8 protein-coding genes are annotated in these 13,998 nt (G+C 72.9%); 1 reads left to right on the top strand and 7 read right to left on the bottom strand.

The window, feature by feature from the left end:
- Positions 1-45: 45 nt before the first annotated feature.
- The 6 genes from ACWH4W_RS13900 to ACWH4W_RS13875 all read right to left on the bottom strand — a co-directional run bounded on the left by ACWH4W_RS13900 (position 46) and on the right by ACWH4W_RS13875 (position 8,859).
- Positions 46-759 (bottom strand): glycoside hydrolase family 12 protein, encoded by a 714-nt coding sequence (locus ACWH4W_RS13900; protein ID WP_473076040.1) that lies wholly within the window; start codon positions 757-759, stop codon positions 46-48.
- Positions 720-3,014, bottom strand: a complete 2,295-nt coding sequence (locus tag ACWH4W_RS13895; RefSeq protein ID WP_473076039.1) for a glycosyl hydrolase family 95 catalytic domain-containing protein — start codon at positions 3,012-3,014, stop codon at positions 720-722. The genes ACWH4W_RS13900 and ACWH4W_RS13895 overlap by 40 nt, the downstream gene beginning before the upstream one ends.
- Positions 3,011-4,981 carry a beta-galactosidase gene (locus tag ACWH4W_RS13890; RefSeq protein ID WP_473076038.1) on the bottom strand — a complete coding sequence of 657 codons (1,971 nt, stop codon included), beginning with the start codon at positions 4,979-4,981 and terminating at the stop codon, positions 3,011-3,013. The genes ACWH4W_RS13895 and ACWH4W_RS13890 overlap by 4 nt, the downstream gene beginning before the upstream one ends.
- Before the next feature lie 145 nt (positions 4,982-5,126).
- Positions 5,127-6,083 (bottom strand): carbohydrate ABC transporter permease, encoded by a 957-nt coding sequence (locus ACWH4W_RS13885; protein WP_290006529.1) that lies wholly within the window; start codon positions 6,081-6,083, stop codon positions 5,127-5,129.
- On the bottom strand, positions 6,080-7,144 hold the full coding sequence (locus ACWH4W_RS13880) for an ABC transporter permease (protein WP_473076037.1): 1,065 nt from the start codon (positions 7,142-7,144) through the stop codon (positions 6,080-6,082). The genes ACWH4W_RS13885 and ACWH4W_RS13880 overlap by 4 nt, the downstream gene beginning before the upstream one ends.
- Before the next feature lie 26 nt (positions 7,145-7,170).
- Positions 7,171-8,859: an extracellular solute-binding protein gene (locus ACWH4W_RS13875; protein ID WP_473076036.1), complete on the bottom strand. Its 1,689-nt coding sequence runs from the start codon at positions 8,857-8,859 to the stop codon at positions 7,171-7,173.
- A gap of 365 nt (positions 8,860-9,224) precedes the next feature.
- Between ACWH4W_RS13875 and ACWH4W_RS13870 the strand changes: the two genes are divergently transcribed.
- Entirely contained in the window at positions 9,225-12,068 is a 2,844-nt protein-coding gene (locus ACWH4W_RS13870; protein ID WP_473076035.1) for a glycoside hydrolase family 3 C-terminal domain-containing protein, read from the top strand.
- A 75-nt stretch (positions 12,069-12,143) separates the two neighbouring features.
- Here ACWH4W_RS13870 and ACWH4W_RS13865 read toward each other — a convergent pair whose 3' ends face one another.
- A complete protein-coding gene (locus ACWH4W_RS13865; RefSeq protein WP_473076034.1) occupies positions 12,144-13,589 on the bottom strand; it encodes an aldehyde dehydrogenase family protein in 1,446 nt (481 codons plus the stop codon).
- Positions 13,590-13,998 lie beyond the last annotated feature (409 nt).

Genomic DNA, 13,998 nt, shown 5'->3' with positions numbered 1-13,998 from the left:
CCGTGCCGTCCGCACGGGGACGGACGGCACAGGGACGCGCGGCGGTCAGCCGCCGGAGACGGTCAGGCTGTCGGTGCGGAAGTCGAGGCCGCCGGCGGACGAGGTGATCTCGTAGCCGAACTGCACGTCGCCGATGGTCTCGTCGCCCATCCAGCCCTTGGTGTCCTTGATCCACTTCAGGACGGGGAGGATGTCGACGGTGCCGGCGGTGGAGTCCGAGGTGCGCAGGAACGAGAAGACCTCGTTGGCGCCGTTGTTCCCCTTGTACACGTTCCAGGTGTGGCCGCCGAGGCTCACGGTGCCCTGCGCGGTCCCGAGCGGACCGACGGCCCCGTTGTGGTTGACCCAGAGCATGATCTCGTAGTCGTAGTCCGTGTCCCAGATGTCGTACGAGGTGTTGTACGCGCCCGTCGGCGGGACGGTGACCCGGTAGCTGCTGGTGAGCGAACGCAGCGAGGAGATCCGCTTGTCGATCACCTTCTTGGCGTTCGGGTAGGACTTGATGCCGCCGGTGTTCGGGTGGTCCGCCCAGACGCCCCAGTTGGTGCCGGAGTTGGCCCAGACGCACTGCGAACCGGCGCCGGATCCCCAGATGTTGTTGTAGAGGATGTAGCCGTCCAGGGTGGTGTTGCCCCACTGGGCGCAGGAGTTCCAGACGGCGGCGTGCGCGGGCGCGGAGGCCGGTCCGGCCGTCACGCCGAGGGCGAGGGTGGGGGCGATCAGCGCCCGGACGATCCCGCGCAGGGTTTTCGGTGCCATGGTGTTCCTTCCATGGGTGGGGGGAGGTGCCTGGTCATCGCCGTCGCCGCCGGCAGCGGGACGACGCGCTCCTCGCCGGCGGCCAGGTCGAGCGGCTCGGCGCCGGCGGAGGTCCACAGGGTGATGCGGTGGGTGCGGGCGGGCCGGAGGACGGCGGTGCCGCCGTCCGGCGTCCAGGTGAGGTCGAGTGCGGCGCCGAAGCGGGTGCGGATCCCGGTCAGCCGCCCGCTCGGCAGCGCCGGGAGCGGCGCGGGCAGCAGCACCAGCCGGTCGGGGGTGGACTGCACGAGGGCCTCGATCAGCACGGCGGGCAGGGTGTGGGCGGCGTCGGCGTTGTAGACGTCCCGGTGCGGGTAGTGGGCGCTCATCAGGGAGTCGTGGAAGAAGTCGCCGTCGAGCACGCGGCCGAGCGCCTCGGCGACCCGTGCGCCGTCCCGGAGCCGCGCGGCGACCAGGGCGTGGTGCAGGTGGCCGTGCGCGGAGTCGTTCTCGGGGCCGCGCAGTTCCAGGGCGCGGTGGGCGGCGGCGGCCAGGTCCGGGGTGTCGTAGGGGGTGATCTCCCCCAGGGGCCAGACACCGTAGAGGTGGCTGAGGTGGCGGTGGTCGTAGGTGTCGTCCAGGCCGGGCCAGGCCCATTCGGCGAGCGCCTTGTCGGCGTTGACGCGGTGCGGGGGCAGCCGGTCGGCGAGGGCGCGCAGCCGGTCGGCGCGGTCCGGGTGGTACGCGGCGGCGGTGTGCAGGGCGTGCCGGGCGGCGGAGAGGTCCATGGCCGCGTTCAGCGCGCCCCAGCCGCCGTTGGCGGGACGGTTCTCGGGCGAGTAGGAGGGGACGACGGCCAGCGAGCCGTCGGGGGCGGTACGGGTGAGGAAATCCTCGTAGAAGTCCGCGACTTCGGCGAGCGCGGCGGCGGTGCGCGGGTCGTGGGCGCCGCGGGTCTCGTCGTGGTCGACGAGCGGTGTGAGCAGCCAGTCGGCGCCCGCGGTCCACAGGTGCAGGGGGTACTCGCGGCTGAAGTGGTAGCTGTGCCCGGACTCCCCGTCGGTGTGCGCGGGCGCGACCACGCCCCGGGCGCCGAAGACCGCGCGGGCGTTGTCCCGCCAGTGGGGCAACTGGGCCTGGACGAAGGCCGCCAGGGCCTCGGTGACTTCCGGGAGGGCGGCCGCGGCGGCGGACGCGGTCTGGAGGTTGAGGTTGGCGTCCAGGGTGAAGGCGCCCGACCAGGCGGTGTCCCAGTCGCCGGTCCACAGCCCGGTGAGCCGGGGCGGGAACAGGCCACTGGACGACAGCAAGTGATAGCGGCCGGCGGCGAACAGCCGCTCCAGCAGGGCGGGGCTGCGCGGCCGGGCGAGCAACGCGGAACCGGGCAGCGCCCGTTCGGCCGGGTCGGCGTCCAGGTCGAGGGTGACGCGCTGGTAGGCGGTGCGGTGCAGGGCGAGATGCCGGTCGAGGAGCCTGTCGTACGTCGGCTCGTCCGGGGTGAGCAGGCCGTGCAGGGCGCGGCCCTCGGCGGCCACGTCCGCCTCGCCGGTGTGCCGCCGCACCCGGGTGAGCAGCAGCACCGCGCGGGCGCCGGTGACGCGCACGCCGGGCGGGGCGAGTTCGGTCCGCCCGCCGGTGACGGCGGCCACGGTCACGCCGGTGTACGCGAGGTCGCTGCCGGGATAGCGGGCGCGCAGGCCGAGCAGGGCGCCCTCCGGGGTGAGGACGGCGCCGTGTCCGACGCGCAGTCCGGCGGGCGCGTTCGGCAGGCGGTGGTCCAGGGAGAGGTGGAAGGTGAGGTCGCGGCCGGTGACGTGCTGGACGATCACGTCGTCGGCGCGGGAGACGAAGACGCGGCTGGTGCGGCCGTCGTGGCGGGCGGTGGCCTCGCCGGTGGTGAAGTCGACCTCGCGGCGGTAGCCGGTCGGGCCGGCGTCGCCGTCGTGGTGGCGCAGGCGGACCTGGAAGGCGGGGTGGAAGGGCCGCACCCACTGGAGCGGGCGTCCGTCGGTGAAGTCCTCGGCGGCGGTGAGGTCGCCGGACAGCAGCCGGTCCTGGAGGGCGGGGAGCGCGTCGGCCAGCAGGGGCGGCAGCCGGTGCCGGCCGCCCTCGTCGCCGTCGGGCCGGACGAGGGTGTGGTGGGTGACGACGGTCCGGTCGTCGTCCGGGTCGCCGAGGACGAGGGCGCCGTGCCGGCCGTTGCCGCACAGGAAGGCGTCCTCCCAGCGGCCGGCCGGCCGGGGCTCCCAGGTGCCGTGCACGGGTCCGGCGGTCATGGCGCCAGCACCGCCACGCCGTAGCGGCCGAGGGTGACCCGCCCGGTGACGGTGGCGCCGGTGAGCAGGTCGCGGTGGGTGCCGGGGACGTCCACGGCGACCTCGCCGCGGCCGTGGTGCAGCAGGAACAGCAGCCCGCCCCGGCGCACCGCCTCGACCTCGTCCGGGAGCCCGTCCAGCACCGGCCGCGCCCCCGCCCCGGCGGCGACGCGGGCGAGCAGGTCCCGCAGGGCGTCCGGTTCGGGGAGGGTGGAGACGTACCAGGCGCGGCCCTTGCGCAGCACGGCGGGCAGTCCGTCCAGTTCGCCGCCCCGGTAGGCCACCGTCTCGTCGGCGGTGCCGTCGGGTTCCAGTTCCTCGGACCACAGGGTGCCGCGCAGGCCGCCCTCCGCCTCCACGGTCGCGCCCGGCTCCAGCGGCCACCACTCGTGCAGGGTGCGGATGCCGAAGAGGGCGCGCAGCCGCTCGTCCATGCCGCCGGGCCGCACCCGGTCGTCCTGGTCCACGACGCCGGTGAGGAAGCCGCAGACCAGGGTGCCGCCGCCGCGCACGTACGCCACGAGGTTGTCGGCGGCCCGGTCGGTGAGGAGGTGCAGCTGGGGGGCGACGACCATCCGGTAGCCGGTGAGGTCGTGCTCGGGGTGGGCGACGTCGGTGGTGACGTGGGCCCGCCACAGCGCGCGGTGCCAGGCGCCGAGGATCTCGGCGTGGCCGGCGGCGCGGGACGGGCGGGCCTCCTGGTCGCTCGCCCACCAGGCGTGCCAGTCGTGCAGCACGGCGACGTCGGCGGTGACCGCGCCGCCGCTCACGTGCGGGGCGATGCGTGCCAGGTCCGCGCCGAGCCGGCGTACTTCCTGGTGGGCGCGGCCTTCCGGGCCGGCGTGGCCGAGCATGCCGGAGTGGAACTTCTCGGCGCCCTGCCGGGACTGCCGCCACTGGAAGTAGCAGACGGCGTCCGCGCCGCGCGCCACGGCCTGCAGCGACCACAGGCGGTTCAGGCCGCGCGGCTTGGGGCGGTTCACCGGCCGCCAGTTGACCGCGCCGGCCGCCTGTTCCATGAGCATCCACGGGCCGCGCGCCTGCGCGCGGGTCATGTCCTGCACGAGGGCGCCGTGCTGCGCGCCGCAGGGGTCGTCCGGGTCGGGGTAGAGGTCGACGGAGACGACGTCCTCCTCCTCGGCCCAGCGCCAGGCGTCCTGCCCGGACCACAGCGGCATGAAGTTGGTGGTGACCGGGAGGTGCGGGGTGTGCCGGCGGACGATGTCGCGCTCGGCGGTGAAGCACTCCAGGAGCATGTCGGAGGTGAAGCGCCGGAAGTCCAGCACCTGCGCGGGGTTCTTCAGGTAGTGGGTGCGCCGGGGCGGCAGCACCTCCGCCCAGTCGCCGTAGCCCTGGCTCCAGAAGGCGGTGCCCCAGGCGGTGTTGAGGGCGTCGAGGGTGCCGTGGCGGCGGCGCAGCCAGGTGCGGAAGCGGGCGGCGGCCTCGTCGCCGTGGTCGAAGGTGCAGTACTCGTTGTTGATGTGCCAGAGGGTGAGGGCCGGGTGGGCGGCGTAGCGGGCGGCCAGGTCCTCGGTGATCGCGGCGGCCAGGCGCCGGTAGGTGGCGCTGGAGTGCGAGAAGTGCTGGCGGCCTCCCCACAGTTCGGTGTGGCCGTCGGCGTCGACGGGCAGCGTGTCCGGGTGCAGCCGGCCCATCCACGGCGGCGGTGAGGCGGTGGGGGTGGCGAGGACGACGCCGATGCCGTTGTCGTGGGCCAGGTCCATCAGCCGGTCCAGCCAGCCGAAGTCCCGCTCGCCCGGCCGGGGTTCGATCCGGGACCAGGAGAAGACGCCGAGGGTCACGGAGTTGACCCCGGCCTCGCGCATCAGGCGGACGTCCTCCTCCCAGGTCTCCTCGGGCCACTGCTCGGGGTTCCAGTCGCCGCCGTAGAGGATGCGGCCGCGGGTGACGTCGTCCAGGCGGGGCATCAGACGGTCCCCCGGGTTCGGGCGGCGGACGCCGCACACCGGCGGACGGAGGGCACGAACATGTCAGGTCCTCGGGACAAGGGGTGGTCGGAGAGGCTGCGCGGGCGCGGGACGCCCGGTGGCACCGGGCGTCCCGCTCAGGGGGTCATCCCTTGACCGCCCCGGTGAGCATCCCCTTCTTGAAGTGCTTCTGGACGAAGGGCGAGAGCACGGCCACCGGCAGCAGGGCCAGCACCATCACGGCCATCTGGATGGCCAGCGGGGACAGTTGCCCCGTGTTGATCTGCGCGGCCAGTCCCACGGGCCGCTCCTGCTTCTGCACCAGTTGGATCATGACGTTCTGCAGCGGCATCATGTCCTGGTCGGTGAGGTAGATGGAGGCGTTGAACCAGGCGCTCCAGTACCCCACCGCGTAGAACAGGGAGATCACGGCGATGACCGCGCGGGACAGCGGCATCACGATGCGGAACAGGATCCGCCACTCCCCTGCCCCGTCGATGCGGGCGCTGTCGACGAGCTCCTGCGAGATGTTCATGAAGAACGCGCGCAGCACCAGGATGTTGAACACGCTCACCGCGCTCGGCAGGATCAGCGCCAGATAGGTGTCGGTGAGTCCGAGCGCCTGCACCAGCAGGTAGGTCGGGATGAGCCCGGCGCCGAAGAACATGGTGGCGAGCAGGGTCATCAGGATCCAGCGGTGGCCCAGCGAGCCGCTGCGGGAGAGGCCGTAGGCGCAGAGCACCGACACGGCCATGCTGAACAGGGTGCCGACGACGGTGACGCCGACGCTGACCAGGGCGGCGCGCTGCACCTGTCCGCCGCCGAGCAGCTCCTGGTAGGCGACGAAGGTGATGCCCTTGGGGATCACCACCAGGCCGCCGGCCTCGTCGATGGTCTTCTTGGTCTGCAGACTGGTGACGATCACGATCCACAGCGGGAAGAGGATGGCCAAACAGGCGAGACCGAGGGCGAGGCCCTTGCCGGCCTGTCCGGCGCGGGACGGCTCCTCCTCCCACACCGGGCGGGGCGGCGCGGACCAGCGGCCGGGCTTCTTCACTCGGGTCTTCCCGGGGTCCGGGCGGGTGCCGAGGACGGCGGTCATTTCTTGTACACCCCCTGCTCGCCCATGAGGTGGGCCACTTTGTTGGCGGTGAGGACCAGGCCCAGGCCCACCACGCCCTTGATGAGTCCCGCCGCGGCGGCGTAGCTGAAGTCCTGGTTGCGGATGCCGTTCCACCACACGTAGGTGTCGAGGACCTCGGAGGCGTCGACGCCCACCGCCTGTCTCTGCAGCAGCAGTTGCTCGAAGCCGACGGTGAGGGCGTCACCGACGCGCAGCACCAGCAGCAGGGCGATCACCGGGCGCAGCGCGGGGAGGGTGACGTGCCACATGCGGCGCCAGCGTCCGGCGCCGTCCATGGCGGCGGCCTCGTACAGGTCGTTGGAGACGGAGGAGAGGGCGGCGAGGAAGACGATGATGCCCCAGCCGGCGTCCTTCCAGATGGTCTCGGCCGTCACCAGGTACTTGAAGATCTCCGGGTTCGTCATCAGGTCGAAGCCCTCGTAGCCGTGGCGGCGGAGGGTCTGCGCGATGATGCCGGCGCCGCCGAAGATCTGCATGAAGACGGTGACGACGAGCACCCAGGAGAAGAAGTGCGGCAGGTACATGATCGCCTGGGCGACCGCCCGCACCCGGGGCCGCACCACGCTGTTGATGAGCAGCGCGAGCAGGATCGGGATCGGGAAGTAGAGCACCAGCTGGAGGAAGAACAGCACGAAGGTGTTCCGCACCGCGTGCCAGAAGGCGGAGTCGGCGAAGATCCGCTCGAACTGCTCGAGGCCGATCCACGGGCTCTCGAAGATGGCGACGAAGCCGTTCTCGCTGAGATAGGGGTCGTAGTCCTGGAACGCGACCACGTTGCCGAGGATCGGCACGTAGTTGAAGACCAGGACCAGCAGCAGGGCGGGGACGGTCATCAGGATCAGCGTGCGGTCACGCCGCCACCTGAGCCGGAACCCCAGCCTGCCGGAGTTCTTCTTCCCGGGCCCGCGCCCGCCCCGCCGGGCCGGGGCCGGGCCCTCGAGGGGCCCGGCCGCCTCACCGGCGTCCTGCTGGGGTGTCTGCGCCTCGGTGGTCCCCCGGGGCACCGTGCTGTGTGACACGGCCGTCTCCTTGCCTCAGGTCCGGGTCAGTCGGCCGAGCCGTTGTCGTCGAGCAGCTTGCGGTACCAGTCGCGCAGTCCGTCGCCGCCCCTGCTCCGCCAGTCGGACACGGCCTGCTGCACGTCGCTGATCTTCTTGCGGCCGCGCACCACGTCGTCCTCGAGCTGCTCGAAGTCGTCGGCGAGATTGGACCAGCGGGTGGGCTCGGTGACGGTGAGCCCGAAGAACGACGACTTCTTGGTGAAGGCCCCCATGCGCTGCTGCCACTCGACCATCCCCTTGGTGACCTCGGGCAGGTCGGGGTAGGCGATGTACGGGGCCGGGTTGCCGGTGTAGTCGTAGGCGCCGTTGACCTCGTTGACGCCCTGCTGCGTCTTGACCGGCAGGCCCTTCTCGATCGTGTAGTCGGTGCCCTCGACGCCGTAGGCGGTGAGCATGAACTCCTTGGTGCCGTACGGCGCGGCGCAGAAGTTGCAGAGCGCGAGGAAGTCCTTGATCTGCTGCTCGGACGCCTTCCCGGAGACGAAGGTGAAGATGTTGGCCGGCTGGACCGCCCACAGGGTGGGATCGCCTCCGTCGGGGCCGAAGTAGTCGAACGCCTCCATTTCGAAGTCGGCGTTCTGCGTGTGCTGTTCGGCGGTCTTGCCCCACCAGTCGGAGATGTTCTGGTTGTAGACCAGCACCTCGCCGGCGGTGAACCGGTTGCCCGCGTCGCCGCCGGCCTTGCCCTGCACCGCGTCGGGGTGGACGACTCCGGCGGCGTACAGCTTGCGGGTCCACTCCAGCGCCTCGAGGTACTGCTCGGTCTCGATGCGGTTGACCAGCTTGTCGCCCTCCAGGTTCCACCAGAGCGCCTTGTCACTGCCGGAGAGGACGCCGAAGACGTTGAACGCCGTCCACTTCATGTCGTCGCAGGCCCACAGCTTGGACTTGGCGTCGGTGGCCTCCTTCGCCCACGCCAGGAACTCGTCGGGGTCGCCCGGGACGCTGTAGCCCTGCTTCGCGAACAGGTCCTTGCGGTACAGCGGCGCGATGTCGGTGACGTACGAGGCGGGCATCGGGACGCCGCGCAACCGGCCGCCGAAGATGCCGCGCTGCCAGGCCTCGGTGGGGACGGCGGCGAGGTTCGGGTAGTCCTTCACCTTGTCGCCGGAGAGGTAGGGGCCGAGGTCGGCGAACTTGGCGTTGATCGCGCTGGGGATGCGGCCCATCAGGTTCCAGCCGGGGACGACGACCACGTCCGGGATCTCGCTGGAGGCGAGCACCGCGCCGAGCTTCTGGTCGTAGGTGACACCGTCCTGGTTCTGCCAGGTGACGTCGACGCCGGCGGCCTGGTTCATCGCGGTGTAGTACGGGTTGTCGCCCTTCGGCGGGGTGCCCCAGAACGGCGACATGACGGTCAGCCCGCCGCCGCTGCCCAGCTTCTTCGGCACCGAGGTCTTCAGCCGCGCGGTGGGTATCGCCTTGGTGAAGCCGGCCGCCGACCCGTTCTTCGCCGGGATGTCCGGGGTGACGACGTTCGACGCCACGAACGCCGGGAGGATCTTCGCGGCCTCCTTGCCCGAGGTGGTGCCCTCCTTGCGGCCCTCCTGGCCCCCGCCGCCGCAGGCGGCCAGCAGCGGCGTCCCCGCGGCCACCGCCGCGGTGGCGGCCGCCGTGGAGGCGAGGAAGCTTCTCCGGCTCGGCCCGGAGGAGGAAGCGGCGTTCGGCGTCATTGCGTCAACCCTTCGTGGCGCACCAGGACACCCGGCAGGTGGCCGTCGGCTGTGGTGTCTTCGGTGGAACTGGCCGATCGGAAGCGGTCGTCCGGCGGGAGATGCACGCCCTCACGGCGGCCTCGCTGTCGAAGCGCTTCGATGTGCTGCGAGGTTAGGGGAACACCCAGAGGCGCACAAGAGCCGATCCGATAATTCCTGAGACAGATGTGCGATCACTTGGGAGGGGAGTCAGGAGAGCAAGGGCACCGCACGGCAGAACGACGCAGGGGTCTCCGCGCGCGGATCCCTTGACACCTGACACGGCCACACCGAGCATCGAAGCGCTTCGAAAGCGCAGCGCTCCATCCCGAGGGGATCCCCACGTGACCGCACCCACCCCGCCCACGCCGCCGTTCCGCGACCCGGACCTGCCGTTCGCCGAGCGCATCGACGACCTGCTGTCGCGGCTCACTCCGGACGAGAGGATCGGTTTCCTGCACCAGTTCGGGCCGGCCGTCGAGCGGCTGGGCGTCGCCGCGTTCCGCACCGGCCAGGAGGCCCTGCACGGGGTCGCCTGGATGGGCCCGGCGACCGTCTTCCCGCAGGCCGTGGGGCTGGGCGCGACCTGGAACGAGGACCTGGTGCGCCGGGTGGGCGAGGCGGTCTCCCGGGAGGCCCGCGCGATGCGCGCCCGGGACGAGCGGGTCGGCCTGAACGTCTGGTCGCCCACCGTCAACCTGCTGCGCCACCCGCTGTGGGGCCGCAACGAGGAGGGCTACTCCGAGGACCCGCGGCTCACCTCGGCGATCGCCACCGCCTACACCCGCGGCCTGCGCGGCGACCACCCGGTGTACTGGCGCACCGCGCCCGTCCTGAAGCACTGGCTGGCGCACAACAACGAGACGCGCCGGGACACCGCGTCCAGCTCGGTACGGCCGCGCGTGCTGCACGAGTACGACCTGCGGGCCTTCCGCGCCACCGTGGAGGCGGGCGCGGTGGCCGGGGTGATGCCGGCGTACAACCTGGTCAACGGCCGCCCCAACCACGTGTCGCCCTACCTGCGCGAACAGTTGCGCACCTGGACCGGGGAGGAGCTGCTGGTCTGCTCCGACGCGGGCGCACCGTCCAACCTGGTCGACTCCGAGCACTACTTCGACACGCACGAGGAGGCCACGGCGGCGGCGCTGCGCGCGGGCGTCGACAGCTTCACCGACCACGGCACCGACAGCACGAAGATCGTCGCCCGGCTCAAGGGAGCGCTGGAACAGGGCCTGGTGACCGAGGAGGACATCGACACGGCGGTCCGGCGGCAGTTGTCGGTGCGGTTCCGGCTCGGCGAGTTCGACCCGGACCGGGACCCGTACGCCGGCGAGCGGGCCTTCGACACCCCCGAGCACCGGGCGCTCGCCCAGGAGGCCGCCGAGCAGGCGGTCGTGCTGCTGAGGAACGACGGTCTGCTGCCGCTCGCCCCCGGCCTCCGGATCGCGGTGACCGGGCTGCTCGCCGACGAGTGCAAGCTCGACTGGTACAGCGGCGGCCTGATCCACCGCTCCACCCCGCTGGAGGGCCTGTACGAACGGTTCGGCGCCGACCGCGTGGAGTTCGCCGAGGGGGTGGACCGCGTCCTGCTGCGCACCTCCTCCGGCGCCTTCCTGTACGTGCCGCCCGCGCCCGACGCCCCGGAGACGGCGCGCGGCGCCGAGGGCGCCCTCGACCCGGCGCTGCTCGCGGGCCGCACCGACCTGCCGCCGCTCACCGCCGCACCGGACGGCACCGAACTCGCCCTCGTGGACTGGGGCGACGGCGTGCTCACGCTGCGCGCCCCGGACGGCCGGTACCTCTCGGTCGCCGACGACGGACACCTGCGCGCCTCCGCCGACCAGCCGGGCGGCTGGATCGTGCAGGAGACGTTCCGGCTGGAGCCGCACGGCGACGGCCACCTGCTGCGCCACCTGGGGACCGGGCACCCCGTGCGGGTCACCCCGGACGGGGTGCGGGCGGCCGAGGGCGAGCCGGAGGTGTTCGAGCTGGTCGTCACCGAGCGCGGGGAGGACGCCGTGGCCCGCGTCGCCGCCGGGGCCGACGTGGTCGTGGTGGTCGCCGGCAACGACCCGCACATCAACGGGCGGGAGACGGAGGACCGCACCACCCTGCGCCTGCCCGCCCAGCAGGAGCGGCTGCTGCGCGCCGCCCGGACCGCCAATCCGCGCACGGTGCTGACCCTGGTGTCCGCCTACCCCTACGCGGTGGACCCGGCGGACCTCCCGGCGGTGCTGTGGACCGCGCACGGCGGCCAGGCGGCCGGCACGGCCCTGGCCCGGGTGCTCGCCGGGGACGTCTCCCCCGCCGGGCGGCTGCCGCAGACCTGGTACGCCGACGACGCCGACCTGCCGGACCTCCTCGACTACGACATCATCGGCGGGCGCCAGACCTACCTCTACTTCGAGGGCGCCCCGCTGTTCCCCTTCGGCCACGGCCTGTCCTACGCGTCCTTCTCCTACGGGGAGCTGACGGCGGCCGTGACCGAATCCGGGGTGCGGGTCGCGTTCTCGGTCGCCAACACCGGCGCGGTGACGGCCGACGAGGTGGCCCAGCTCTACGGGCGGGCCCCGGACCCCTCGGTGCCGCGTCCGCGCCGCGAACTGCTCGGCCACCGCCGGGTGACGCTGGCGCCCGGGGAGAGCACCCGCCTCTCCTTCGACCTGCCGCTGTCCGCGTTCGCCTTCTGGGACGTGGCGGCCGGCCGGTGGCGCGTGGAGCCGGGGGCGTACGAACTGCTGGCCGGCGCGTCCAGCGAGGACGTGCGGCTGCGCACCACGGTCACGCTGGAGGGCGAGCCGGGCGGTCCGCGCCCGGTCGTCGAACGCGGCCTGGAGGCGGCCGGCTTCGACGAGCAGAACGGCACCGAGATCGTCGACCGGACGAAGGAGGCGGGCGACGCGGTGACCCCGCTCGGCGGCAAGGACGGCGAACTCCTCTACCGGCGCTGCGACTTCGGGACCGGGGTGCGGGAGGTGTCCGTGGAGGTGTCCGGCACGGGCACGGTCGAGGTCGCCCTCGACGGCGGTCCGGTGCTGGCCTCCCTGTCCCCGGAGGCGCCCACGGCGGACCCGTACGCGTACGTCACGCTGACCGCGCCCGTCACCGGGGCGCCCGGCGGGGTGCGGGACGTACGGCTGCGGGTGCGCGGGGCGCTGCGGGTGGCGCGGGCGGACTTCACGGCCTGAGCGTGAGAACGGGGAAGGGCCCGGCACCGAACGCCGTCGGTGCCGGGCCCTTTCCGTGGGTCTCCGCAGGTCCCGTCAGAGGGCGAGACCGGTGAGGACCATCACCCGCTCGTAGGTGTAGTCCTCCATCGCGAACCGCACGCCCTCACGCCCCACACCGGACTGCTTGGCGCCGCCGTACGGCATCTGGTCGGCGCGGTAGGAGGGCACGTCGCCGACGACCACGCCGCCGACCTCCAGTGCGCGGTGGGCGCGGAAGGCCACCTGCAGGTCGTGGGTGAACACGCCTGCCTGGAGGCCGTACTTGGAGTCGTTGACGGCGGCGAACGCCTCCTCCTCGCCGTTCACCTTCCGCACCGTCAGCACCGGCCCGAAGACCTCCTCGCAGGAGAGCGTCACGTCGGCCGGCACGTCGGTGAGCACGGTCGGCGCGTACGCGGCGCCGTCGCGCTTGCCACCGGTGAGGAGGGCGGCGCCGGCCTCGACGGCCTCCCGCACCCACGCCTCGACGCGCTGGGCGGCGTCCTCGCTGATCAGCGGGCCGACGTCGGTGGCGTCGTCGCTCGGGTCACCGGTGACCTGGGCCTCCACGGCGGCGACGATGCGCGGCAGCAGCCGGTCGTACACCGAGGCGTCGGCGATGACGCGCTGCACGGAGATGCAGGACTGGCCGCCCTGGTAGTTGGAGAAGGTGGCGATGCGGCTCGCGGCCCAGTCCAGGTCCTCGTCGCTCGCGAAGTCGGCGAGGACGACGGCCGCGCCGTTGCCGCCCAGCTCCAGGGTGCAGTGCTTGCGCGGCACCGAGTCCATGATCGCGTAGCCGACCTTCTCGGAGCCGGTGAAGGAGATGACCGGCAGCCGCTCGTCCCGGACCAGGGCGGGCATGCGGTCGTTGGGCACCGGCAGGACGCTCCAGGAGCCGGCGGGCAGCTCGGTCTCGGCCAGCAGCTCACCGAGGACCAGCGCGGACAGCGGGGTGGCCGGCGCCGGCTTCAGCACGATGGGCGCGCCGGCGGCGATCGCCGGGGCCACCTTGTGGGCGCACAGGTTCAGCGGGAAGTTGAACGGCGCGATGCCGAGGACGACGCCCTTCGGGAACCGGCGGGTGAGGGCGAGCCTGCCCTGGCCGCCCGCGTCGGTGTCGAGCCGCTGGGCCTCGCCGCCGTTGAAGCGGCGGGCCTCCTCGGAGGCGAAGCGGAACACGGACACGGCCCGGCCGACCTCGCCGCGGGCCCACTTCATCGGCTTGCCGTTCTCGGCGGAGATCAGCTCGGCGATCTCCTCGGTGCGCTCGGCCAGCCGGCGGCTGACGTGGTCCAGGGCGGCGGCCCGGACGTGGGCGGGGGTGGCGGCGAACTCGTCCCGCACGGCGTACGCGGCGGCCACGGCCTCCTCGACCTGGGCGTCGGTCGGCACGCTCACGGCGCCGACGACCCGGCCGTCCCAGGGGGAGGTGACGTCGAAGGCGGTCTCGCCGGTGGCCCGGCGGCCGGCGAGCCAGAAGGCGTGGGTGGAAGTCATATGAGGTCCCGGCCCTTCCGCGGAGGAGGTGTACGTGGGTTGTCGGGCTCCACGGTAGGTGCGGCGCGACGGCCCGGCGTTTGTCCGGCGCGGAGTACTGCCCCGGAACTCCGTGCCACTTTGGCAGTTCGGGCGGGGCCGGACGTCAGGGGATGTCCGGCGGATCGAGCCGGAGGACGTCGGCGGCGCCTCGCCGGGCAGGCGAGCGGGATCCGGTGCGTCCGGCCGCGAGGCGGAGGCACTCGACGTGAGGTGCCCCCGGTCCGGCGAAGCCGGGAGCGGGGACGCCGACAGCACCTCGCCCGGCAGGCGAGCCGGGTCCGGCGCATCCGGCCGCGAAACGGAAAGAGCCACCCGACGCGATGAGGGTCCCCCAGCCGAGCGGAGCCGGGAGCGAGGGCATGGCAGG

Source organism: Streptomyces sp. DSM 120436 (genome assembly GCF_055778765.1).
This window is presented reverse-complemented; position numbering and strand designations above follow the sequence as displayed.